Annotated in this window: 23 protein-coding genes, 1 tRNA gene and 1 pseudogene; 15 read left to right on the top strand and 10 right to left on the bottom strand. The window is 69.9% G+C overall.

Features of this window, described 5'->3' with window-relative positions:
• Positions 1–64 precede the first annotated feature (64 nt).
• From AQJ27_RS22610 to AQJ27_RS22580, 7 genes are all read left to right on the top strand, one after another.
• Complete coding sequence (locus AQJ27_RS22610; RefSeq protein WP_067371658.1) at positions 65–541, top strand: hypothetical protein; 477 nt, start codon at positions 65–67, stop codon at positions 539–541.
• Positions 542–560: 19 nt separating this feature from the next.
• On the top strand, positions 561–1,121 hold the full coding sequence (locus tag AQJ27_RS22605) for a hypothetical protein (RefSeq protein WP_067371655.1): 561 nt from the start codon (positions 561–563) through the stop codon (positions 1,119–1,121).
• Positions 1,122–1,210: 89 nt separating this feature from the next.
• On the top strand, positions 1,211–2,122 hold the full coding sequence (locus AQJ27_RS22600; protein WP_067371652.1) for a bifunctional DNA primase/polymerase: 912 nt from the start codon (positions 1,211–1,213) through the stop codon (positions 2,120–2,122).
• Positions 2,123–2,142: 20 nt separating this feature from the next.
• Entirely contained in the window at positions 2,143–2,550 is a 408-nt protein-coding gene (locus tag AQJ27_RS22595) for a hypothetical protein (protein WP_341866088.1), read from the top strand.
• Positions 2,547–3,944: a DNA primase family protein gene (locus AQJ27_RS22590; RefSeq protein ID WP_067371649.1), complete on the top strand. Its 1,398-nt coding sequence runs from the start codon at positions 2,547–2,549 to the stop codon at positions 3,942–3,944. Before AQJ27_RS22595 ends, AQJ27_RS22590 begins: the two co-directional genes overlap by 4 nt.
• Before the next feature lie 239 nt (positions 3,945–4,183).
• Positions 4,184–4,384 (top strand): helix-turn-helix domain-containing protein, encoded by a 201-nt coding sequence (locus AQJ27_RS22585; RefSeq protein ID WP_067371646.1) that lies wholly within the window; start codon positions 4,184–4,186, stop codon positions 4,382–4,384.
• A complete protein-coding gene (locus AQJ27_RS22580; RefSeq protein ID WP_067371643.1) occupies positions 4,384–5,523 on the top strand; it encodes a tyrosine-type recombinase/integrase in 1,140 nt (379 codons plus the stop codon). Before AQJ27_RS22585 ends, AQJ27_RS22580 begins: the two co-directional genes overlap by 1 nt.
• Before the next feature lie 78 nt (positions 5,524–5,601).
• Here AQJ27_RS22580 and AQJ27_RS22575 read toward each other — a convergent pair.
• Positions 5,602–5,675 (bottom strand) — tRNA-Thr (locus AQJ27_RS22575).
• Between the two features lie 225 nt (positions 5,676–5,900).
• Here AQJ27_RS22575 and AQJ27_RS22570 point away from each other — a divergent pair.
• From AQJ27_RS22570 to AQJ27_RS22560, 3 genes are all read left to right on the top strand, one after another.
• The gene (locus AQJ27_RS22570) at positions 5,901–7,037 is read left to right on the top strand and encodes an ABC transporter ATP-binding protein (RefSeq protein ID WP_067371640.1); all 1,137 of its coding nucleotides are present in this window, start codon (positions 5,901–5,903) and stop codon (positions 7,035–7,037) included.
• A gap of 246 nt (positions 7,038–7,283) precedes the next feature.
• The gene (locus tag AQJ27_RS22565) at positions 7,284–7,736 is read left to right on the top strand and encodes a hypothetical protein (RefSeq protein ID WP_067371637.1); all 453 of its coding nucleotides are present in this window, start codon (positions 7,284–7,286) and stop codon (positions 7,734–7,736) included.
• A gap of 95 nt (positions 7,737–7,831) precedes the next feature.
• Positions 7,832–8,563 (top strand): nucleotidyltransferase family protein, encoded by a 732-nt coding sequence (locus AQJ27_RS22560; protein WP_067371635.1) that lies wholly within the window; start codon positions 7,832–7,834, stop codon positions 8,561–8,563.
• A 233-nt stretch (positions 8,564–8,796) separates the two neighbouring features.
• Here AQJ27_RS22560 and AQJ27_RS22555 read toward each other — a convergent pair whose 3' ends face one another.
• From AQJ27_RS22555 to AQJ27_RS22530, 6 genes are all read right to left on the bottom strand, one after another.
• Positions 8,797–10,500, bottom strand: coding sequence for a DoxX family protein (locus AQJ27_RS22555; protein WP_079065159.1), 1,704 nt, complete (start codon positions 10,498–10,500; stop codon positions 8,797–8,799).
• Positions 10,501–10,653: 153 nt separating this feature from the next.
• Positions 10,654–11,595 carry a 23S rRNA (guanosine(2251)-2'-O)-methyltransferase RlmB gene (gene rlmB, locus AQJ27_RS22550; protein ID WP_067371628.1) on the bottom strand — a complete coding sequence of 314 codons (942 nt, stop codon included), beginning with the start codon at positions 11,593–11,595 and terminating at the stop codon, positions 10,654–10,656.
• 165 nt (positions 11,596–11,760) lie between these two features.
• On the bottom strand, positions 11,761–13,161 hold the full coding sequence (cysS, locus tag AQJ27_RS22545; protein ID WP_067371624.1) for a cysteine--tRNA ligase: 1,401 nt from the start codon (positions 13,159–13,161) through the stop codon (positions 11,761–11,763).
• A gap of 136 nt (positions 13,162–13,297) precedes the next feature.
• A complete protein-coding gene (ispF, locus tag AQJ27_RS22540; protein ID WP_067371621.1) occupies positions 13,298–13,807 on the bottom strand; it encodes a 2-C-methyl-D-erythritol 2,4-cyclodiphosphate synthase in 510 nt (169 codons plus the stop codon).
• Positions 13,797–14,549: a 2-C-methyl-D-erythritol 4-phosphate cytidylyltransferase gene (gene ispD / locus AQJ27_RS22535; protein WP_067371618.1), complete on the bottom strand. Its 753-nt coding sequence runs from the start codon at positions 14,547–14,549 to the stop codon at positions 13,797–13,799. The genes ispF and ispD overlap by 11 nt, the downstream gene beginning before the upstream one ends.
• 445 nt (positions 14,550–14,994) lie before the next feature.
• A complete protein-coding gene (locus AQJ27_RS22530) occupies positions 14,995–15,477 on the bottom strand; it encodes a CarD family transcriptional regulator (RefSeq protein WP_003953493.1) in 483 nt (160 codons plus the stop codon).
• A 646-nt stretch (positions 15,478–16,123) separates the two neighbouring features.
• Between AQJ27_RS22530 and AQJ27_RS22525 the strand changes: the two genes are divergently transcribed.
• The gene (locus tag AQJ27_RS22525) at positions 16,124–16,807 is read left to right on the top strand and encodes a copper chaperone PCu(A)C domain-containing protein (RefSeq protein ID WP_067371615.1); all 684 of its coding nucleotides are present in this window, start codon (positions 16,124–16,126) and stop codon (positions 16,805–16,807) included.
• 112 nt (positions 16,808–16,919) lie between these two features.
• On the opposite strand, the gene phoP is transcribed toward AQJ27_RS22525, so the two are convergent.
• Positions 16,920–17,591 carry a two-component system response regulator PhoP gene (phoP, locus tag AQJ27_RS22520; RefSeq protein WP_010985401.1) on the bottom strand — a complete coding sequence of 224 codons (672 nt, stop codon included), beginning with the start codon at positions 17,589–17,591 and terminating at the stop codon, positions 16,920–16,922.
• Positions 17,592–17,596: 5 nt separating this feature from the next.
• The gene (gene phoR / locus AQJ27_RS22515; protein WP_054232435.1) at positions 17,597–18,874 is read right to left on the bottom strand and encodes a two-component system sensor histidine kinase PhoR; all 1,278 of its coding nucleotides are present in this window, start codon (positions 18,872–18,874) and stop codon (positions 17,597–17,599) included.
• A 238-nt stretch (positions 18,875–19,112) separates the two neighbouring features.
• Here phoR and phoU point away from each other — a divergent pair, with 238 nt between their 5' ends.
• Positions 19,113–19,802, top strand: a complete 690-nt coding sequence (phoU, locus tag AQJ27_RS22510) for a phosphate signaling complex protein PhoU (protein ID WP_067371613.1) — start codon at positions 19,113–19,115, stop codon at positions 19,800–19,802.
• A gap of 188 nt (positions 19,803–19,990) precedes the next feature.
• A complete protein-coding gene (locus AQJ27_RS57395; protein WP_167552125.1) occupies positions 19,991–20,143 on the top strand; it encodes a hypothetical protein in 153 nt (50 codons plus the stop codon).
• Positions 20,144–20,224: 81 nt separating this feature from the next.
• Here the strand turns inward: AQJ27_RS57395 and AQJ27_RS22505 are convergent, their stop codons facing one another.
• Positions 20,225–20,497, bottom strand: coding sequence for a hypothetical protein (locus AQJ27_RS22505; RefSeq protein ID WP_067371609.1), 273 nt, complete (start codon positions 20,495–20,497; stop codon positions 20,225–20,227).
• 238 nt (positions 20,498–20,735) lie between these two features.
• Between AQJ27_RS22505 and AQJ27_RS58740 the strand changes: the two are divergent.
• Positions 20,736–20,879: pseudogene (locus tag AQJ27_RS58740) on the top strand (IS5/IS1182 family transposase); the annotation flags it as partial.
• A 277-nt stretch (positions 20,880–21,156) separates the two neighbouring features.
• Positions 21,157–21,567 carry a cupin domain-containing protein gene (locus tag AQJ27_RS22500; RefSeq protein WP_067371606.1) on the top strand — a complete coding sequence of 137 codons (411 nt, stop codon included), beginning with the start codon at positions 21,157–21,159 and terminating at the stop codon, positions 21,565–21,567.
• Positions 21,568–22,085: the final 518 nt, after the last annotated feature.

Here is a 22,085-nt window from a genome sequence, read left to right as displayed (position 1 = left end):
CCTCTCAGCGCCCCCGGAAGGGGGTGTCTCCTCCTCCCTGAACCGTGACCGGAAGGGATTCCGCATGTACCCCGAGAGCATCGGCCACCTGCCCGCCGAACGGGCCGTGACCGTCCACCAGCCACAGCCCCTCACCCCCTACGACCCCGGCCCGTCCACGGCCATGGACCCGTACGCCGAACGGCAGCCCGTGGTGTGGGTGCCCGACGCATACGGCCGCATGGTCCCCATGCCCAAGCACCTCGCCCCGCCCGCCGTCGTCGCCCCTGCACCCCGCGACCTGACCCCGCTCCCGCTCCTCGACCCCATCGCGCAGCGCCTCATGGGCGCCGGCATCGGTGGCGGCGCACTGTCCGCCGGGGCCGGATACGGCATCAGTGAAGTCATCAACGCCGCCGCCGGCTTCAGCGGCGGGGCACTGATCTGGATCGCCCTCGTCGTCCTCGCCCTGCGCACCCCCGCCCGCGCCATCACCAGCGGCAAGGGCAGCACGGTCAACATCCGCAAAGCCGTCATCAAGCGCAGCCACTTCCACGGCTGAACACCCCCAGAGGAGAACCGTGTTCGACATCCGCATCATCTGCGACCTGGCCGACGAGCCGGACATCACCCGCGCGTTGACCGCCGCTTTCGACTGCGACCCCATCCAGCGCCGCCCCGCCCACAACGGCCACCGCGTCCGCCTCTACACCAAAGCCTTCCACCCCGACTCCGCCGCGCTGCTCAACGACGCCCCCGAGGCGACCGAGGCGGGGCCGACAGCATGGCCCACGCCGGAAGACGCCTACGCCACCGCCCCGGGCATCACCTACGAGATCGCGTGGACCGCTTCCACCGCCAGGACGGCGACCGAGAGCCCGCACGAGCGCGACGTGGACCGTGAGTACTGGCTGCGCAAAGCCGCTCTGCTGGACCGGATCGCGCTGGAGTACGAGGCCGAAGGCGTCCGCAACGACACGGCCGATGTCGCGGCCAACGCCGCTCGCCAGCTCATCGAGGCCGACCAGGACGGCGAGGGCGACTACGGCGGCGACCCGTACGGGCCGGAGCACCCGGCCACGCTCGCCCATCCCCGCGGCTACGTCCGCCAGGAATACGCGGTCTGGGCCGAGAACCAGTAGCTACGCCAAGGGCGACCCCCGCATCTCGCCAAAGAACCGGGGTCGCCCTTGCCAGCCAGAACCCATCACAGGAACTGGAGACCTCCAGCATGACCCAACCCACGGACAACCGGCGAGAGGCCTTACTCGCCGCCGCGCTGAACGCCGCCGGCCGCGGCTGGCACGTCTTCCCGCTCCGTCCCGGCACCAAGCGCCCCGCCCTCCACGGAGAGGCCACCTGCCCGCGCACCGGCCCCTGCGCGGGAGGCCACCGCAAGTGGGAGCAGCGCGCGACGACCGACCCGGAGCGCATCCACGCCACTTGGGCCACGGTTGCGTTCAACGTCGGTATCGCCACCGGCCCGTCGGGGCTGGTCGTGGTCGACCTCGACATGCCGAAGGACAACAGCAATGGGGACGCGCCTGACGGCGCGGCGACCTTCGGGGCGCTCTGCGAGCGCACCGGGAACGCCGTCCCCGACACCTACCGGACCCGGACCGCGAGCGGCGGCAGCCACCTCTACTTCACGGCGCCGTCCGGGGTGCGGCTGGCCAACACGGCAGGAACCGTAGCGCCGTTGGTCGACACCCGGGCATGGGGCGGCTACGTCGTCGCCGCGGGCAGCGTCACCCCCGCCGGACCCTACGAAGCCATCAGCGGCCCTGTAACGGCTTCTCTGCCCTCGTGGCTGCTGAGCATCCTGAAACCCGCCCCCGTACGCCCCACAGGGCCTCTCAGGCTCCCCGCGGCCAACGGCAGCCGCGCGGCCCTCGCCGCGCTTGAGCGGGAATGCGCCGTGGTGTCCGCAGCCCCGGAATCGAAGCGCAACATCACGCTGAACCGGTGCACCTTCAAGGTGGGACGGTTCGTCGCATGGGGCGACATCGCCCGGCACATGGTGGAGGACGCCTTCCAAGCGGTCGGGGAGGCTCACGGACTCACCGCTGCGGAGTGCCGCGCCACGATCCGCAGCGCTCTGGACGGCTCCATCCGCAAAGCCCGTCCCCGGGACACGGCATGAGCGCCCCACCTCATCCCCCCTTGGAAGGCCAACCCACCGCCACGACGGGCCCGCACGTCGCTGAACCGAGCCTGCCCCTGACGGCCGTGGGCGACCCGAAGGGCGTCGCCGAAGGCGTCCTCTCTGCTCTTCCACGTTCGAAGCGATTCCCGGTCCGCGACGCACGCCACCCCGCCGACAACCCCACGCCGGACCAGCCCGGCATCCGCATCTACGCCCCTCCGGTCTACCGCTCCCACGACGACGGGGCCCGCTGGTCCAAGCGCCACGGCAACACCCCCACCGCCGCCTATGCCTGCGCCTGCGGGCAGACCGGCACTGCCACCGGAGCCCATGGCGTGGCCGCGCTGGTCGCCGACTACGGCGCCCACAAGGACGCCTGCACCGGAACACCCGCCCAGCTCACCGAAGGGAGGACGGCCGCATGATGAACCGCCCCGCCACCGAGACCGAGGAACTGCCCCCGCCCACCAACCCCCTGGCCGTGGCCCGCCGGCTGCTGCCCGACTGGCAGACCGAGGACGGACGGCTCGTATGCCGGCGTTGGCGGGCATCGTGGATGCGGTGGAACGGCTCCTGCTGGCGCGAAGCGGAGGAAGCGCAGATCCGCAAGGCGATGTACACGCGCCTCGAACACACCGTCTACCAGGCACCCGGCAAGGAAGGGCAGACCGAGGAACGCGACTGGGCACCCACCAAGCAGAAGATCGGCAACCTGCTCGATGCCCTCGGATCGATCACCCTGCTGCCCACCGACACCGACGCCCCCGCCTGGGTCGACGACCAGGGCGACACCGGACGGGATGAAGGACCCATCGTCGCCTGCGAAAACGGCCTGTTGCGCATCCGCGACCGTGCGCTCCTGCCGCACGGACCGGAGTTCTTCAACCTCGTCTCCGTCCCCTTCGCCTACGACCCCGACGCGAACGCGCCCACGTGGCACGGTTTCCTCGCGCAGCTCTGGCCCGAAGACCCCGACTCCATCGCCGCACTTCAGGAGTGGTTCGGTTACGTCCTATCCGGCCGCACCGACCAGCAGAAGATCCTGCTCATCGTCGGCCCCTCTCGCTCGGGCAAAGGCACCATCGCCCGCGTGTTGAAAGCTCTGGTCGGCAAGGAGAACCTGGCCGGCCCGACCCTGGCCGGACTCGGCACGAACTTCGGACTGTCCACCCTGATCGGCAAATCCCTCGCGATCATCTCCGACGCCCGACTGTCCGGCAACGACAACAGCCAGGTCGTGGAGCGGCTGTTGACGATCTCGGGCGACGACACGATCGACATCGACCGCAAGTACCGCGAACCGTGGACGGGTCGGGTGCCTTCGCGACTGATGATTCTGTCCAACGAACTGCCGCACTTCGGCGACTCTTCCGGCGTCATCGCCAACCGATTCATCCTGCTCAGCACCCGGCTGTCGTGGCTCGGCAAGGAAGATCCCACCCTCACCGATCGGCTCACCGCAGAGATGCCCGGCATCCTCAACTGGGCCCTGGACGGACTCGCCCGCCTCCAACGCAACGGACGGATCACACAGCCGCCGTCCAGCCGCGAGGCAATCACCACCATGCAGGACACCGCCTCACCCACCAGCGCATTCGTCCGCGAACGCTGCACCACCGGCCCGACGTGCAGCATCCCCGTGGACGACCTGTGGAACGTCTGGCGCGAGTGGACCGAAGACAACGGCGTCCGCCACGGCACGAAACAGATCTTCGGCCGCAACCTGCTCTCCGTCGTCCCCCAGCTCAACCGCACCCGTCCCCGAGCCCCTTCGGGCGAGCGGATCGCCACGTACCACGGGATCGCCCTCAGCGGTTGAGTCCACAATCCGCCGGGTCGCGGCCCATCGCGGCCCAACACGCCTGAGCTGCGGATTTACCCACACCGCATCGCTGCCCATCGCGGCCCACCCTCCGAACGGCTGGGCCGCGATGGGCCGCACAAGAGCGGGACAAAACCGCAGGTCACAGCCTTGGGCCGCGATGGGCCGCGACCCACAGCATTGTGACGCCAACCACGCCCCGGACCGCCCTCTCCTCATCCCAAGGAGATCCCTGCATGACCACCGCCATGCCCCCGAGCCACGAAGCACTCAAGGTCCCCGAGGTCATGACCGCCCTGCGCCTCAGCCGCAGCAAGGTCTACGACCTCATCCGATCCCGTCAGTTGGCGAGCTTCACCGTCGGACGCGCGCGGCGCATCTCCCCCGACAGCCTGCGCGCCTTCATTCAGGAACAGATCGAGGAGAACGCGGCCTGATGACATCCCGTAAGAGGAACCCGAACGGCGCCGGCAGCATCTGGCAGCGCAAGGACGGGCGTTTTGAGGCGCGCGTCTACGTCCCGCAGCCTGACGGCACCCGCAAGCGCAAGACGGTCTACGGCTCCACCTGGGATGAGTGCGACGAGAAGCGTCAGGAACTCGTTCGGCGCGACCGCCAGGGGATCCCGACACCTTCCCGGTCGGCAAAGCTCTCCGAGTGGCTGCCGTACTGGCTGGCGGAGTACATCAAGCCGCAACGGAAGCGGCCCACGTACGTGAAGTACGAGATGCACGTCCGGCTCTACCTGGTACCGCTGTTGGGCAGTCGCCGACTGGAGTCGCTCACCACGGCGAACGTGCGGCAGATGATCTCCAAGGTCACGGAGCAGGCGTCGGCGGCAACCGCGAAGGAGGCGCACCGCGTGCTGCGAACGGCCCTGACGGCTGCATGCCGTGACGAGCTGATAAGCCGCAACGTCGTGCAGTTGGTACCCGCCCCGCGAGTCGAGCCGCGCGAACTGCACCCCTGGTCGCTGGACGAGACCCTGACGTTCCTGGAAGCAGCGCGGACGGACCCGCTCTATCCGGCGTTCGTTCTGGCCGTCGCACTCGGCTTGCGGCGGGGGGAAATCCTCGGGCTCCAATGGCGGGACGTCGACCTTGACCGACGCACCCTCACCGTCCGGACCACGCTGAACCGTGGCGGCAAGGAGCTGTACCTCGACACGACCAAGAATCGGCGAGCGAGGGTGATCCCCATCCCGCTGATGTGTGTGGCGCCACTCCGGTGGCAGCGTCTACGGCAAGCCGCCCGCCGGGACGCGATCGGCGCGGACTGGCACGACAGTGATCACGTCTTCACGACACGCAGCGGTAGGCCGATCGAGCCGCGGAATCTGTACCGGTCGTTCCTGCGGATCGCGGCGTCCGCTGGTCTGCCGCAGGTGCGCTTGCACGACACCCGCCACGGGTGCGCGTCGCTGCTCTTCGCGGCCGGCGTGGCGCCTCGCACCGTCATGGAGATCTTGGGGCACTCGCAGATCGCGGTGACGATGAACGTCTACACCCACGTGAGCGACGACAACCGTCGGGAGGCCATGGGCCACATGGATCGCCTGCTCAAACGGCGCCGTTAAGCGGGACTGCCGTCACGAACTACCGTCAACGCCCTCGCGGTCCATGATCGCGGGGGCGTTGTCCCAGGTGGTTCACGGAGCCCCCTGTCGGATTCGAACCGACGACCTTCGCTTTACAAGAGCGGCGCTCTGACCAGCTGAGCTAAGGAGGCCTGCACGCGTGTGCCCGTGCAGTGTACCCACGTCCCAGCCGCGCCCTCTCGAAAATTTCCGCGAAGTTCACAGCCCTCTGGCTACTGACAGACCAGGTGAACGCCAGGTACCGTCCTGAGCCAGTTCACTCTTGTGGACTACACCACCGCGAAGGCTTCGCGGTGGACACCACCTTTACAACGGATCGTCCGGCACGTTCCTGCCGGTGAAGGGGGCCCCTCACCATGGCCACAGTCTCGTTCAACAAGGCGACCCGCATCTACCCGGGTGGCGACAAGCCCGCCGTCGATCAGCTCGAGCTCGACGTCGCGGACGGCGAGTTCCTCGTCCTCGTCGGTCCCTCCGGCTGCGGAAAGTCCACCTCCCTGCGCATGCTCGCGGGTCTCGAGGACGTCAACGCCGGCTCGATCCACATCGGTGACCGCGACGTCACGCACCTGCCGCCCAAGGACCGGGACATCGCGATGGTGTTCCAGAACTACGCGCTCTACCCGCACATGACGGTCGCCGACAACATGGGCTTCGCGCTCAAGATCGCCGGTGTCCCGAAGGCCGAGATCCGCCAGAAGGTCGAGGACGCGGCGAAGATCCTCGACCTCACGGACTACCTCGCCCGCAAGCCGAAGGCCCTCTCCGGCGGTCAGCGCCAGCGTGTCGCGATGGGCCGCGCCATCGTGCGTGAGCCCCAGGTCTTCCTCATGGACGAGCCGCTGTCGAACCTCGACGCCAAGCTCCGCGTCTCGACCCGTACGCAGATCGCCTCGCTGCAGCGCCGCCTCGGCATCACCACCGTGTACGTCACCCACGACCAGGTCGAGGCCATGACCATGGGCGACCGCGTGGCCGTGCTCAAGGACGGTCTGCTCCAGCAGGTCGACTCGCCGCGCAACATGTACGACCGCCCCGCGAACCTGTTCGTCGCCGGGTTCATCGGCTCCCCCGCCATGAACCTCGTCGAGGTCCCGATCACGGACGGCGGCGTGAAGTTCGGCAACTCCGTCGTACCGGTGAACCGCGAGGCCCTGAAGGCCGCCGCGGACAAGGGCGACCGCACCGTCACGGTCGGCGTCCGCCCGGAGCACTTCGACATCGTCGAGCACAACGGCGAAGCCGCCAAGACGCTGTCCAAGGACACCGCGGACGCCCCGGCCGGCCTCGCCGTCTCGGTGAACGTCGTCGAGGAGCTCGGCGCCGACGGCTACGTCTACGGCAGCGCCAAGGTCGACGACAAGCTCACGGACCTGGTCGTCCGCGTCAGCGGCCGCTCGATCCCGGACAAGGGCGCCACGCTGCACGTCGTGCCGCGGCCGGGCGAGACCCACGTGTTCTCGACCTCCACGGGCGAGCGCCTCTCCGACTGATCGCCCTGATCACCGCGAAAAGCAAGTCGGGGGGACGAAAACCGCGCCGCGGTCGAATTCACCCAAGTTGACGAAGAGGGCCCCACGGCTGACCGTGGGGCCCTCTTCGTTGTCGATAAATACCCCGGCAAGCCGGTCATTTCGATCCCTGTACGTCAACTCGCCGCCCAGCGAAAGCCGTTCCTCTATCCCCCGAACTGATTACTAAATGTCGCCAAATCATCACCCCGCGCTACCCTCACTCGCGTGAAGCACTCCACCACCACTAACCAACGGACCCGGCGTGGCCGTGGCCCCGCGCGCCGGATCGGTCGCACCCTCGCCCTCGTCCTGCCTGTCGTCCTGGTGCTCTCCGGGACCCTGGCGGTCACCCGAGTCAACTGGTCGGGGAACTCCTCGGACTCGGTGCTCACCGCCTCCTCCTCGGACGTCTCCTCGCGTGCCGTCTCCCGTGCCCCGCAGGACGTGCTGCGCGACCGGCTCCTGCTGGAGCTCCAGGAGGAGAACCCGGGCGTCGCCCTCACCCACCTCCAGGAGGCCGTGAACGGCCGCCCGTCGCTCGCCAAGCACTGCGTCTCCATCGCCCGTGCCCTCGGCCGCGCCGCGGTCCGCGCGTACGGCCCGACGCGTGCCCAGGCGTTCGCGCGCCCCGTCTGCGACACGTCCTTCGCATCGGGGGTCGCGGCCACGCATCTCTGAGCCCCACCGGCCCCACCTGTCCTGTCAGGTAACAGCTGCTTAAGGGAACTGTTGCCGACAGAAGCCGTGAGCGGGGCGCCACGTACAGTTCGGGCATGACCCATCCGAACGCCGCGTCACGCCCCGTTCAAGCCGTTGTCCTGGCCGGTGGTCAGGGCTCCCGACTGCGTCCCTACACCGACGACCGGCCCAAGCCGATGGTCGAGATCCCCGGCACCGGGACCCCGATCATCGGTCACCAGCTGACCTGGCTCGCCGAGGAGGGCGTCACCGACGTCGTCGTCTCCTGCGGCCACCTCGCCGAGGTCCTCCAGAAGTGGCTGGACTCGGCCGACCTCCCCGTCAACATCACGACGGTCGTCGAGACGGAACCGCTCGGCCGGGGCGGCGGCCTGAAGTACGCCGCCGCGCACCTCCCGCACCCGGACAAGCCCTGGTTCGCGACGAACGGCGACATCTGGACCCGTTTCTCGCTGCGCGACATGGCGGACTTCCACACCGAGCGCGACGCCGTCGCGACCCTCGCCCTCGCCCGCCCGCGCATCCCGTGGGGCGCCGTCAAGACCGACGGCTTCGGACGCGTCACGGACTTCATCGAGTCCCCGCCGACCACGTACGAGATCAACGCGGGCGTCTACGTCTTCTCCGCCGAGTTCGCCGACCTGCTCCCCGAGCGCGGCGACCACGAGCGCACCACGTTCCCGCACCTGGCCCGCGAACGCCGCCTGGCCGGCTTCCCGCTCCCGCAGGGCGCCTACTGGCGCGCCATCGACACCGCGAAGGACCTCACGGAGGCGGCGAAGGAACTCGCGGCCCTGGGACGCTGAGAGGCCCTTTCCCGGCCGCATGCACGAGGGCTGAGAGCCCCTTTCCGGCAGTACGAGGGCTGCGAGGCCCTTCCTGGCCGTGCGAGGGCGGCGAGGCCTTCCCGGCCGCACGAGGGCTGAGAGGCCTTCCCGGCCGCACGAAGGGCCGAGAGCCCCTTTCCGGCAGTACGAGGACGGGCCCCGCACATCTGATGTGCGGGGCCCGTCCTCGTACTGCCAGGGGGTGTTACGCGTTACCCGAGGAGACCGCCGACCAGCTTGTCCGAGCCGCCGGAGGTGCCGCCACCACCACCGCCGCCGCTCGAACCGCCGGAGGAGGTGCCGCCGCTCGATCCGGTGCCGCCGGTGCTGGAGCTGCCGCCGCTGGACGTCGGGCCCGCGCTGGTGCTCGGGGCCTGGTGGACCGGTGAGGACTGCTGGGGCGGGGCCTGGCCGGTGCCCTGGGTCTGGCTGGGGCCGCTGGTGACCGTGCCGCCCGTCTCGTGGACCGCGGCGCCCGGCGTGGTGGCCGCGCCCGACGGCGAGGAGGAGCTGCCGTGGGTGGGCGCCTTGGCCGAGGCCGAGGGAGTGGTGGTCTTGTGCTGGGGCGTGCCGGGCTCCTCGGGAAGCGGGGAACCGGGCAGCTCGTTGCGCGGGGCCTCGCCCGGTCCCGGCACGACCACCCGGTCGGCGTCACGGACGGCGCCGCCGAGGAGCGAGCCGATGAGGAGCGTGAGGCCGACGACGATGGCCGAGACGAGCGCGCCGCGGCGCAGCACCCGGTGCCGCAGGTCCCAGATGTCGGCGCGGGGCCCGAGCGTGCGCCAGGCCTCGCTCGCGAGGCGTCCGTCGACGGAGTAGACGGGCGCGCCCGCGATGATCAGCGGCGACCAGGCGGCGAGGTAGATGATGTCCGGCGCGTCGTACGCGGGGACCGTCTTCCAGCTGACGGTGACGATGAGCGCGGCCGACAGCATCGCGCCGACCACGGCGGCGACCCGCTGCCACAGCCCGAGCACCGTGAGGACGCCCACGATGACCTGGAGGAAGGCGATGACGAGCCCGGAGCCGACGGGGTGCTGGAGCGCGAACTGCCGTAGCGGCTCGGCGACGTCCCAAGGGTGCAGCGTGTTCAGCCACTTGACCATGGAGCCGCGCTTGCCGCCGTCGAAGTAGACGGGGTCGCAGAGCTTGCCCATGCCGGCGTAGATGGAGATGAAGCCGAGGAAGACGCGGAGCGGGAGCAGCACCACGCCGAGGTTCATCCGGCGCCCGGGGTAGTAGGCGTGTCGGACCGGGTCCGAGCCGTGCCGCCTGGCCGGCGTGCCGCCGCCATCGACGTCGCCGTCGTAGTCGGGGTCCTCCGCCGCGAACTGCCCACCCGTGTAGCGCGGTTCGTCGTACGCGCTGTCCACGCTGCGCATGTTCGGCAGCAGCCGGGTCCCCGCGGAGTCGTGGTCGTGGTCGTGGCCGCGCTGGCTGCCGACGAGGGGCGTCCCGACCGTGTCGACGGTCAAGTCGCCCGCGTAGCCCTGGTGTTCGTCGAGGCGGGGGATGACCTGGGTGGCGCCGGCGTCGCCCGTCGGGTCCGCGACGCCGTGGCGCACGCTGGTGCTGCGCACGGCCTGCAGCAGGCGGTGGGCGCCGGTGTCGTCGGGGTCGGACCGCCCGCTCCAGACGACGGGTGCGCGGCGGCGGGCCCCGGCGGCCGGGCCGCCCGCTCTGCCCGCCGTACCGACGACGGGGATCCGCGCGGTGTCGTCGGCGCTCAAGTGCCGTGCGACGCGCCAGGATGGGGTCCGCGTCGCGCCGCCTAGCTGCACGCGGAAGCTCGCATGATTGACGATGACCTGCGCCGGATCGCTCGGCACCTTCACCATGCTCAGCGCGGGAGCGTCGTCGAATCCCGACGAGCGGTCCCCCGTGGGTGTGCGGGGTGTTCTGGTGTCCACACTCATCTAACCGAGTGATGTGTGTTTAGGACACTGCTTTGACTGCGCCGATCTGTCCGGACCGCGTCAAGGTCATGCCGAACATCCCGATTGCCCCACGGGGTGACTCACTCAGACGTCTGCTCAAACGCCTGTTCAGATATCCGTTCGGACGTCTGTTCAGACGCGTCGGCGCGAGGCCTCGTACAGCACAACTCCCGCCGCGACACCGGCGTTCAGCGACTCGGTGCCGCCCGGCATCGGAATCCGCACCCGGAAGTCGCAGGTCTCGCCGACCAGTCGGGACAGGCCCTTGCCCTCACTGCCGACGACGATGACGACGGGACCGCCGAGGGCCTCCAGATCACCGACCTCGACCTCGCCGTCCGCGGCGAGTCCGACCACGACGAGACCGGCCTTCTTGTACGACTCAAGGGCCCGCGTCAGGTTGGCGGCGCGGGCGACGGGCGTACGGGCGGCGGCACCGGCCGACGTCTTCCAGGCACCGGCGGTCATGCCGGCCGCGCGCCGCTCGGGCACGACGACGCCGTGGCCGCCGAAGGCCGAGACGGAACGGACGACGGCACCCAGGTTCCGGGGGTCGGTCACGCCGTCGAGGGCGACGATCAGCGGGTCCTGGCCCTCGTCGTACGCGGCGGCCGCGAGGTCCTCGGGGTGCGCGTACTCGTACGGCGGGACCTGGAGGACGAGACCCTGGTGGTTGAGCCCGTTGGTCATACGGTCGAGCTCGGGGCGCGGGGCCTCCATGAGGTGGATGCCGCCGCGCTCACCGGCGAGCTGGAGCGCCTCGCGCACCCGCTCGTCGTTGTCGATGAACTGCTGCACGTACAGCATCGACGCGGGCACGCCCTCGCGCAGCGCCTCCACGACCGAGTTGCGTCCGACGACCATCTCGGACGTGCCCTTGCCGCCGCGTCCGCGCGGGACGGGACGGCGCGCGACCTGCTTCGCCTTGGCGCCCGCGATGCGGTTCTTCTTGTGCCCCTTGCGCATCTCGGCGGGCGGGGTGGGGCCCTTGCCTTCCAGGCCCCGGCGTCGCTGGCCGCCACTGCCGACCTGCGCGCCCTTCTTGCCGGACATGCGGCGGTTGTTAACGGCCATGACCTACCTGTCTGTGTGAGGCGAGCGTGCGTACGTTCTTGAGGTGTCGTATATGCAGTGTGCCGCCCGGAGGCCCGGGCGGCACAATCGATCAAGGCCGAGAGGCCCCGCGAAGGCCCCGAGAAGGGCCCACGAAGGCCCTGAGGAGGGCCCGAGTGGACCCGCTCAGCGGGGGCCGAGCGTCCAGCGCGGCCCCTGCGGGCCGTCCTCGATGACCAGACCGGACTGGTTGAGCTGGTCGCGGATGGCGTCCGCGGTGGCCCAGTCCTTGCGGGTGCGGGCGGCCTCGCGCTGGTCAAGGACCATCCGCACGAGGGTGTCGACGACGCCGTGCAGATCCTCACCGCGGTCGCCCTCGCCGACCCACTGCTCGTCGAGCGGGTCGAGCCCGAGGACGCCGAGCATGGCCCGGACCTCGGCGAGGCGGGCGACGGCGGCTTCCTTGTCGTCGGCGGCGAGGGCGGAGTTCCCCTGTCGCACGGTCGTGTGCACGATGGCGAGCGCCTGCGGGACGCCCAGGTCGTCGTCCATCGCCTCGGCGAAGGCCGGCGGCACCTCGGCGGCGGGCTCGACGACGCCCCCCGCCTTCTCGACGACCCGCTGCACGAAGCCCTCGATACGCGCGAACGCCGACTCGGCCTCGCGCAGGGCCTCTTCGCTGTACTCGATCATCGAGCGGTAGTGCGGGGTACCGAGGTAGTAGCGCAGCACGATCGGACGCCACGCCTTGACCATCTCGGAGACGAGTACGGAGTTGCCCAGGGACTTGGACATCTTCTCGCCGCTCATGGTGACCCAGGCGTTGTGCACCCAGTACTTCGCGAACTCGTCGCCGAAGGCCTTGGCCTGCGCGATCTCGTTCTCGTGGTGCGGGAAGATCAGGTCGATCCCGCCGCCGTGGATGTCGAACGCGGGGCCCAGGTACTTGTGGGCCATGGCGGAGCACTCCAGGTGCCAGCCGGGCCGGCCCCGTCCCCACGGCGTCTCCCAGCTCGGCTCGCCCGGCTTCGCGGACTTCCACATGGCGAAGTCACGCGGGTCCCGCTTGCCGGTCTCACCGACGCCCGACGGCTGCTGGAGGTTGTCCAGCTCCTGGTTGGACAGCTGGAGGTACCCGGGGAAGGACCGCACGTCGAAGTAGACGTTCCCGTCCGCCTCGTACGCGTGTCCGCGCTCGATGAGCCCGCGCATCATCTCCACCATCTCGGTGATGTGCCCGGTGGCCCGCGGCTCGTAGGTGGGCGGCAGGCAGCCGAGCGCGGCGTACCCGTCGTTGAACGCGCGCTCGTTCTCGTACCCGATCGACCACCAAGGGCGGCCCTGGTCCGCCGACTTGGTGATGATCTTGTCGTCGATGTCGGTCACGTTGCGGATGAACGTGACGTCGTACCCGCGGTACTCGAACCAGCGGCGCATGATGTCGAAGTCGAGGCCCGAGCGGATGTGCCCGATGTGCGGTGCGGCCTGCACGGTGGCGCCACACAGGTAGATCGAGACACAACCCGGCTTGAGCGGGGAGAAGTCACGGATCTGCCGGGCGCTGGTGTCGTACAGGCGAATGGTCACCACTCCAGGGTAGTGGGCGCCGGGGAGTGCCCCGCGACCTTCCCTCGCAAGGAGGACTTATTCGTGACATCTGCGGGCGGCCACCGGCCTCTCGACACCACCGGCACCCCCGTCGCCGCCCAGGGGCCGACGCGCGTCAGGGTGTGCGGGCCACCAGGGCCGTGGCGATCGCCATCAGGCCCTCGTCGCGGCCGGGGAAGCCGAGGCCGTCCGTCGTGGCGCCGGAGACCGACACCGGTGCCCCGACCGCCTCGGAGAGGATCTTCTGCGCCTCGTCCCGGCGCTTCCCGATCTTCGGGCGGGGTCCGACGACCTGGACGGCGACGTTGCCGATGGTGAAGCCCGCCGCGCGGACGATCCGCGCGGCCTCCGTCAGCAGCGTGACCCCGGACGCGCCGGACCACTCGGGCCGCCCGGTCCCGAAGTGGGCGCCGAGGTCACCGATCCCCGCCGCCGAGAACAGCGCGTTGCAGGCGGCGTGCGCGACGACGTCCGCGTCGGAGTGCCCCGCGAGCCCCGGCCCCTCGCCCTCCCACAGCAGCCCGGCGCACCACAGCTCCCGCCCCTCTTCGAAGGCGTGGATGTCGGTACCGATGCCGACCTGCGGCAGCACCACGGGCACCGGCCCGTGCGACTCAGAAGCCATCGTTGGCCCTCCTGCGCGCGAGGACCGCCTCCGCGAGGACGAGGTCCAGGGGACGCGTCACCTTGAACGCCTCCTCGTGCCCCGGCACGACCACCACCCGCTCCCCGAGCTGCTCGACCATGCTCGCGTCGTCGGTCACGTTGCCGGTGACGGTCTCGTGGGCGCGGACGAGGGTGGCGCGGTCGAACCCCTGCGGCGTCTGCACGGCCCGCAGCCGCGCCCGCTCGGGCGTGGCGACGACGGGCTCCGGCATCCCCGGCTCGCTCGCCGGCTCGACCTGCTTGACGGTGTCCGCGAGCGGCAGCGCGGGGACGACGGCGGGCGCGCCGTCACGTACGGCCTCGATGACGGCGTCGACCGTGTCCACCGGCACGAGCGGGCGGGCCGCGTCGTGCACGAGGACGATGTCGACGCCGGGGGGCAGCGCGTCGAGCCCGTACTTCACGGACTCCTGACGGCTGTCCCCGCCGGGGACGACGAGGAAGTCGGTCCGCTCGGGCAGCGCGTGCGTGTCGAGCAGCGCCTTCACCTCGGCGGCACCGTCGGGCGGGGCCACGACGACGACCAGCGACACCGCGCGGGAGGCGGCCATGGCGCGCACCGCGTGGATGAGCATGGGGGTACCGTTCAGCGCGCGAAGCGCCTTGGGGGCGCCCGGACCGAGGCGCACGCCCCGTCCGGCGGCCGGAATCACGGCCGCCGTGCGGCCTCCGGACAGCGAGGAGCGCGAATCGTCAGACATCGGTTCCTGTCAGGTTTGTGTACTCGGCGTGCTTGGGTATGGCCTGGGCGTGCCCCTTGCTCGAGCGAAGCCGAGAGCTCGGGGCAGTGCCGGGCGCGAGCCCTGACCGGACCCTTCCGTGACATCCGGTCGAGCAAGCTGTCCGGGCCCGGCACGCCAAGTATCGGGGACGCGGGTATCGACGCGGCATCGGGGACGCAGGCGCATGGGACACAGGTGTATTCCATGGGACGCAGGTGTATTCGGGGCCGCACGTTTTCGGGGCCACACGTTTCCGAAATCACGCGGGTACGAACATGCCGCAGCGCCCGGCGACAGCCATCGTGTGGAGCGACAGCATTTACGTCATCGGGCACCGCGGCATTTCATTGCGCAGCTGTGCGGCCTTGTGTGGACGCCGGGACGACCGCCGGGTGAGCGGCCACCGTCTCGACGACTGCCTGCGTCAGGACGCGAGAACCTCGTCGAGCAGAGCCTCGGCCTTGTCCTCGTTGGTGTTCTCCGCGAGGGCGAGCTCGCTCACCAGGATCTGGCGGGCCTTGGCGAGCATGCGCTTCTCTCCGGCGGAGAGTCCGCGTTCGCGCTCACGACGCCACAGGTCACGCACGACTTCCGCGACCTTGATGACATCGCCGGAGGCGAGCTTCTCCAGATTTGCCTTGTAACGACGAGACCAGTTCGTGGGCTCCTCGGCGTACGGCGCGCGCAGCACCTCGAAGACCCGGTCCAGCCCATCCTGACCGACCACATCACGCACGCCGACGAACTCCGCATTGTCCGCTGGCACACGCACCGTCAGGTCGCCCTGGGCGACCTTCAGCACCAAGTAGGTCTTGTCCACGCCTTTGATCTGGCGAGTTTCGATGGCCTCGATCAGCGCGGCCCCGTGATGGGGATAGACCACGGTGTCGCCAACCTTGAACGTCATGTGACAGGTACCCCTTCCGTGGCTATCCAGGGTAACACGGAAACGGCGTCTTCTGAATGGCGTTTTCGCAGGTCAGGGCATATCTCGGGGCTTGACAACCGCGACAGGAACGTGCTGCGAAGGGGGAGCGGAAGAGGGTATTCGCAGGTGGGAGCGGCTGTTCAGGGCAAGAGAAACGCGTACGTTACACACACCGGACGTTCCTGACCAGGTTCTGAACATCCCGGTTTGTCCCGCTCCAGGAGCTCGACTTCCGCTACTCCGTTCGGTGAGCGGAGTCGGGTACGAGACGAATCCGGAATTGATCACGGACCGCGCCGATCTACTGATGATCAATTTTCCGGACCGCCGTGGATTCCTTACCGGAAAACCCCAAGCGGATCTCGTCGCTACTCTCGCGGCAACTCGTACAGCCGCTTATGTGAATGGCGGACGAACGGAAGCTCAAAGTAGCTGATGAGGCGGACCGGAACCACTCGAGGACCGGGGCGCACGAGCGGCGCAACGGGGCTCGCGGGCGCCAAGGGGCGGGTCGGGTGCGGCGGCGCGGGAACGGCTCGGTAACCTAAGGCCGCTGACAGACCCTTAGGGCGGCTTTACACCGGAGCCGCTCTGCTTCGCCCACGTTCAAGGAGTTGCCGCCGCCGTGAGCAGCAGCCTTCGACGCGGCTCTCTCGCCGCCGCCGCCATTGCGTTCTCGATCGCCTCGCTCGCCGCGTGCGGCGCCGGCAACAACGCACAGACGCTGGAGGTCAAGCCGGACAACGCGGCGACCAGCGTCGGCGACATCAAGATCCAGAACGTCCTCGTCATCACCCAGCCCGACACGACGTCCACGGGCCCGGCGGTGGTCTCCGCGACCGTCTTCAACAACGGCCGCACCCCGCAGACCCTCGACTCGGTCAAGATCGGCGGCGACGGCGTCGCCCAGATCACGCCCGCCAAGGGCGGCGGCAAGCTGACCATCCCCGCCGGCGGCCACGTCATCCTGGGCGGCGAGGGCAACGCCTCCGCGGCCCTCAGCAACCCCGGCACGGCCGTCAAGGACGGCAACGCCCAGCCGATCACCTTCACCTTCAGCAAGACCGGTGATGTGAAGCTGCGCGCGTTCGTCGTCCCTGCCGAGGGCTACTTCACCAAGTGGGGCCCCACCAACATCCCCGCGGCGCCCGGCGCGACGGCCACCGGCTCCGCGACCTCCTCGAAGTCGCCGAAGGCCTCGACCTCGCCGTCCGACTCCGTCTCGGGCACGCCCACCGACGCGGCCTCCGCGAGCGCGACGGCCACGGGCACGGCCACCGCGACGGCCTCCTCGTCGGCCGGCCACTGATCCAGCACGCACGAAGGGCGGTACCCCGAAGGGTGCCGCCCTTTGTCGTACGCGCCGCCCGTTGTCCTACGGGTGGGTCGCGTCGTACGTGCCGCCGTGAGAAGGATTCGGTTTACGGCTCGAACTTGTAGCCGAGGCCACGCACCGTGACCAGGTACCGCGGCGCGCCCGGGTCCGGCTCGATCTTGGCGCGCAGCCGCTTCACGTGGACGTCCAGCGTCTTGGTGTCGCCCACGTAGTCGGCCCCCCACACCCGGTCGATGAGCTGCATACGGGTCAGCACGCGGCCCGCGTTCCTGAGCAGCATCTCCAGGAGGTCGAACTCCTTCAGGGGCAGGTCGACCTTGGAGCCGGAGACGGTCACCACGTGGCGGTCGACGTCCATCCGGACGGGACCCGCCTCGAGAGCGGCCGGGGTGACCTCCTCCGGCTCCCCGCGGCGACGCAGGACGGCCCGGATGCGGGCGACCAGTTCGCGGGAGGAGAAGGGCTTGGTGACGTAGTCGTCGGCTCCTATTTCCAGCCCGACGACCTTGTCGATCTCGCTGTCCTTGGCGGTGACCATGATCACCGGGACGTTGGAGCGGCCGCGCAGCTGGCGGCAGACCTCCGTGCCGGGCAGCCCCGGCAGCATCAGGTCGAGGAGGACGAGGTCGGCGCCGTTGCGCTCGAACTCGTCGAGTCCGTCAGGCCCGGTGGTCGCGATGGCGACCTCGAAGCCCTCCTTGCGGAGCATGTACGACAGGGCGTCGGAGAAGGACTCCTCGTCCTCGACGACGAGCACACGGGTCACGGAAGGACCTCCGGAGCGGGAAGCGGTTCATACGGGGATGTGACGGTGGTCGTCCCGTCGGGCTGCCCGTTCTCGTCCTCATCGTCGAGTCCGGGCATGTCGTGGTCGATCCCGCGGTCGCGGGCCGCGGCCGCCTCGGGCAGCCGCAGGGTGAACGTGGAGCCCTGACCCTCGGAGCTCCACACGGTGACCTCCCCGCCGTGCGAGGCGGCCACGTGCTTGACGATCGCGAGACCGAGACCCGTACCGCCGGTCTGGCGGGAACGGGCCGGGTCGACGCGGTAGAAGCGCTCGAAGACGCGCTCCCGGTCCTTCTCCGAGATGCCGATGCCCTGGTCGGTCACGGCGATCTCGATGAGGTCTCCGCCGGGCGCGGTCACCCGGCGCGCGGCTATACCCACCCGGGTGCGGGCGGGCGAGTAGTTGACGGCGTTCTCGACGAGGTTGCCGAGGGCGGCGGCCAGCTGGCCCCGGTTCCCCCAGATGCTCAGGTCGGCGGTGCCACCGGCGGCCATGGTGATCTGCTTGGTGCCGGCCTGGTGGCGGCACCGGTCGATGGCCTCGGCGACCAGCTCGTCCACCCGGACCGGCTCGGCGTCCTCGAGAGGATCGTCGTTCTGCACCCTCGACAGGTCGATGAGCTCCTGTACGAGGTTGGTGAGCCGGGTGGCCTCTATCTGCATACGTCCGGCGAAGCGCTCGACGGCCTCCGGGTCGTCCGAGGCGTCCATGACGGCCTCGGACAGGAGGGAGAGCGCGCCGACGGGCGTCTTGAGCTCGTGGCTGACGTTCGCGACGAAGTCGCGCCGTACCGCTTCGATCCGCCGGGCCTCGGTGAGGTCCTCGACGAGGAGCAGCACGAGCCGGGAGCCCAGCGGGGCGACTCGCGCGGAGACGGCCAGGGCCTCCCCCCGTCCGGTCCCCCGCCTCGGCAGATCCAGCTCGACCTGGCGTATTTCCCCGTCGCGACGGGTGTCGCGGGCCATCTGCATCATCGGCTCGACGGCGAGCTTGCCGCCGCGCACCAGCCCGAGGGCGTACGCGGCGGAGCTGGCCTTGACCACGGCGTCGGCCTCGTCGAGGACGACGGCCGAGGACCGGAGCACGGAGAGCACCGTGTCGACGCCCGGCGGAAGCACCGGGTCCGTGTGCAGGGATGTGCGGGTGGGGCGTTTCTGGTCGCGCTCGCTCCAGCGGAACGCCAGCATGGCGATGACACCGGTGAGCACTCCGGCGATCGCTGCCGCTGCGGCGACCGCCGCGTTCACGTCCATGCCCCCAGGTTAGGCATGGCGACACGCCAGGCCACAGCCATCGGAGTGCGACCTCGAACACTCGTCGCCCAGAGTTCACCCAGGAGCCAGGGATGGTTCATTTGGGATGCCGGAAACGGACGCGTACGGGCCGGAACGTGGGAGCGTGGGGTTCACGGGGCCCGTCCGGCGGTCCGTCCGGCGGTCAGGGCAGCCCGGCCCCCGGGCCCCAAGATGACGTAAGAGAGGGACAAACCAGATGCGTGACGCGTACCACGAGGAACTTGACTCGATCGGCGACGGCCTGGTCGAGATGGCCCGGCTCGTCGGGTCGGCGATCGGGCGCGCCACCACGGCCATCCTCGACGCCGATCTGAAGCTCGCCGAGAGCGTGATCGCGGCCGACCAGAAGGTCGACGATCTCCAGCACGAGCTCGAAGCCCGCGCGATAGCCCTGCTGGCCCGCCAGCAGCCGGTGGCGACGGACCTGCGTATCGTCGTCACCTCGCTGCGCATGTCCGCCGACCTGGAGCGCTCCGGCGACCTGGCCCAGCACGTGGCGAAGCTGGCCCGGCTGCGCTTCCCCGAGCGTGCGATCCCGCACGACCTGCACGCCACGATCCTGGAGATGGGCCAGCTCGCGCAGCGCCTGATGGCGAAGGCGGCCGAGGTGATCATCACGAAGGACGTCGACCTGGCGCTCCAGCTGGAGCAGGACGACGACGAGATGGACCTGCTGCACCGCACGCTCTTCCAGCACCTGCTCGACGACCGCTGGAAGCACGGCATCGAAACCGCCGTCGACGTCACCCTGCTGGGCCGTTACTACGAGCGCTTCGCCGACCACGCGGTGTCGGTGGCCAAGCGCGTGGTGTACCTGGTGACGGGTGAGCACGCGGACGAGCTCCAGCCCGACATTCAGCCGGTCACGGGCGCCGAGGGCGTCTGAGGTCCGGGAGCACCCGGGGCTGCCGTCTCACTCCGGGGGCGCGGGCGAGCCTCAGTGCGCCGTTGATGCGCCCAGGGGAGCGGGCATGCAATGGGGGTAGGCACTCGCGCCTACGCCTAGGCGCCTAGGCGTACAGGCGTAAGGACCCGGCCTCGATGCCTCATTGAGGCCTCATTGAGGAGGACACCATGGCCGATTCTCCCGCCACGCCCGACCCGACCCTGGACCGCGACACCGACCAGCCCGCCGACATCAAAAGCCTCCCGCTGTTCGGCGCCTGCGGCTGCGGCTCCGGCTGCGGGTGCGGTTGCCAGTCGGGCAACCCGTGCCAGTGCGGCTGATCACCTAGCCCCACCCAGAGGGGCCCCGTCACCACGACGGGGCCCCTTCTGCATGCGGCCACCGGACCGGGGCCCCGGCAGTCACGGAGGGTTGGCCGCCATTCGGCAGGCACCGTTCGCGGCGCCGCCCGGCGTGCCGGCCTGGGTCAGGGCGCTCACACAGCCCCGCAGGTCCGCGTGCACACCTTGGGTGCACGCCGCTCTGACGGCGTCTGAGACTTCGACGCCCGTTTGGCGGACCATGTTCGTGCAGGCCGGAATATCCGCGTGGGCGGCGGGGGCGGCGAAGGCCACGCCGCCGAGTGTGAGGGTCAAACCGGTGAGGACACCGGCGATACGGGCCGCCGTGTGCATGGGAGGCACCTGCTCTCCGGGACTGGTCGGGGATGCGCGGATTCAAGGCGCCGAGCAGCGGACGCGCCCGGCGTACGACCGTGGCCCCGGGCCCCCGCACCCGTCGGCTCGGCAGGACTGCCCCTCCCTCTGTTCGACGCTAGAACAACCCGCCGCCACGCGCACTGCGGCCCGACCGTGGACACTCCTGACCGGCTCGTTCCGCTCGTCCGGACCGGCTCGTTCCGCTCGTCCGGACCGGCTCATTCCACTCGTCCGGGCGGTCCCACCGGTGCGGGGCAAACGCGCCGTGGCCCGGGCGCCGCCCCGACGCCGTGCTCGTCGACCGCGACGCGGTACCGACCACGGCTCCGGGCTGGGCACCCAACGCCGGGTTGTCGAGGGCGTGCTCCGACATCCACTGGCCAAGAGTCGCTCCGGCCTTGCCGAAGGTCATGCGTTCGCCGCTGCCGACGCGGCGTAGGTCCATGCCGAGCAGGCACCCCGAGGGTGAACGGCCATGCGGAGCTGTAGAGATTGCCGCCGGCAACCCGAGCGCCCTGATCCGCTCGGGCGGCCGGATCTCCGGCGCGGCCCTGGGCAGGTTCGCCGCGCAGGGCTGTCACAAACGAGGAAGCCGTCTTGTCCTCTCTGTGGACAGTCCCTGTTTGGAGGAACACATGAGCGCTGAGCACGCACACCTGCCCCCAGGCGTTGAGGTGATCACGACCCTGTCGGAGGCGGCGGCCCGAATCCCGGCCGGCGCCGAGGCCAGGACCATCCGGGTCACCCTGCTGCCCGGTGACCCGGGCGCGCCGCCGCACCGGCACCCCGGGCCGCTCTTCGGCTACGTGACCCAGGGCGAGATCCTCTTCGAGCTGGAGGGGCAACCGCCCCGGGTGCTCAAGGCTGGTGACGCCCTGTTCGAACCTGGGGGCGACGTGATCCACTACCAGGGCGGCAACAACCTTTCGGACGCGCAGTCGCAGCTGGTGGTGACCATGTTCGCGCCGCCGGGTACCCCGATTCTGACCGTGGTCGGCGCGGAGGAACTGGCCGCACGACGACACCTGCGAGTTACCCAGCCCTGATGCCCCTCGGTATCGGGTGAGCACCGGCGTCGTTGATGGCAGCCGTGAATGTCAGAAGCCTTCCGGTATGTGGCTCAGAGCGGATCGGACATTTGGTCGCTGAGGTCGTAGAGGTCGAGAGGTCGTTGAGGTCGTTGAGGTCGCTGCCGGGCGCTCTTGGTCGCCGGCCTTCGTGCTTGGACGCTGCGGTTGCCGTACTCCGCTGCTGAACGGATGGCCTTGAGCACACCGGGCGTCCTCGACGTCGGTCAACCTGCCGTAGTCCTCGGCTGATTGTCCGCCGAGGGGTCTGGAGCCTCTTCGACTTGATCTTGTCGAACCACGTCACTAACGCGCAGAAACACAGCCCCCAGCACGACAACAGGCCCCCTACCCGCGGAGAACCCGCAGGTAGGGGGTCCCGGGAGACGGCTCCGCGTGCGAGCAGGCTTACTCTCCTCCGTTGGACGAAGCGTTGAAACGGGCCTCGTGCGTTGGTCGCCGCTGCGACGAGGGATGCGCCGGGGCCCGTTTCTGAT

This window comes from Streptomyces olivochromogenes, from assembly GCF_001514115.1.
GTDB lineage: Bacteria > Actinomycetota > Actinomycetes > Streptomycetales > Streptomycetaceae > Streptomyces > Streptomyces olivochromogenes.
This window is presented reverse-complemented; position numbering and strand designations above follow the sequence as displayed.

Excerpts from the sequence above, each read along its gene's own strand:
- AQJ27_RS22610 (WP_067371658.1), top strand. The coding sequence starts at position 65 with ATGTACCCCGAGAGCATCGGCCACCTGCCCGCCGAACGGGCCGTGACC.
- AQJ27_RS22600 (WP_067371652.1), top strand. The coding sequence starts at position 1,211 with ATGACCCAACCCACGGACAACCGGCGAGAGGCCTTACTCGCCGCCGCG.
- AQJ27_RS22590 (WP_067371649.1), top strand. The coding sequence starts at position 2,547 with ATGATGAACCGCCCCGCCACCGAGACCGAGGAACTGCCCCCGCCCACC.
- AQJ27_RS22585 (WP_067371646.1), top strand. The coding sequence starts at position 4,184 with ATGACCACCGCCATGCCCCCGAGCCACGAAGCACTCAAGGTCCCCGAG.
- AQJ27_RS22580 (WP_067371643.1), top strand. The coding sequence starts at position 4,384 with ATGACATCCCGTAAGAGGAACCCGAACGGCGCCGGCAGCATCTGGCAG.
- AQJ27_RS22570 (WP_067371640.1), top strand. The coding sequence starts at position 5,901 with ATGGCCACAGTCTCGTTCAACAAGGCGACCCGCATCTACCCGGGTGGC.
- AQJ27_RS22560 (WP_067371635.1), top strand. The coding sequence starts at position 7,832 with ATGACCCATCCGAACGCCGCGTCACGCCCCGTTCAAGCCGTTGTCCTG.
- AQJ27_RS22555 (WP_079065159.1), bottom strand. The coding sequence starts at position 10,500 with ATGAGTGTGGACACCAGAACACCCCGCACACCCACGGGGGACCGCTCG.
- rlmB (WP_067371628.1), bottom strand. The coding sequence starts at position 11,595 with ATGGCCGTTAACAACCGCCGCATGTCCGGCAAGAAGGGCGCGCAGGTC.
- ispF (WP_067371621.1), bottom strand. The coding sequence starts at position 13,807 with ATGGCTTCTGAGTCGCACGGGCCGGTGCCCGTGGTGCTGCCGCAGGTC.
- ispD (WP_067371618.1), bottom strand. The coding sequence starts at position 14,549 with ATGTCTGACGATTCGCGCTCCTCGCTGTCCGGAGGCCGCACGGCGGCC.
- AQJ27_RS22530 (WP_003953493.1), bottom strand. The coding sequence starts at position 15,477 with ATGACGTTCAAGGTTGGCGACACCGTGGTCTATCCCCATCACGGGGCC.
- phoR (WP_054232435.1), bottom strand. The coding sequence starts at position 18,874 with ATGGACGTGAACGCGGCGGTCGCCGCAGCGGCAGCGATCGCCGGAGTG.
- phoU (WP_067371613.1), top strand. The coding sequence starts at position 19,113 with ATGCGTGACGCGTACCACGAGGAACTTGACTCGATCGGCGACGGCCTG.
- AQJ27_RS57395 (WP_167552125.1), top strand. The coding sequence starts at position 19,991 with ATGGCCGATTCTCCCGCCACGCCCGACCCGACCCTGGACCGCGACACC.
- AQJ27_RS22505 (WP_067371609.1), bottom strand. The coding sequence starts at position 20,497 with ATGCACACGGCGGCCCGTATCGCCGGTGTCCTCACCGGTTTGACCCTC.
- AQJ27_RS22500 (WP_067371606.1), top strand. The coding sequence starts at position 21,157 with ATGAGCGCTGAGCACGCACACCTGCCCCCAGGCGTTGAGGTGATCACG.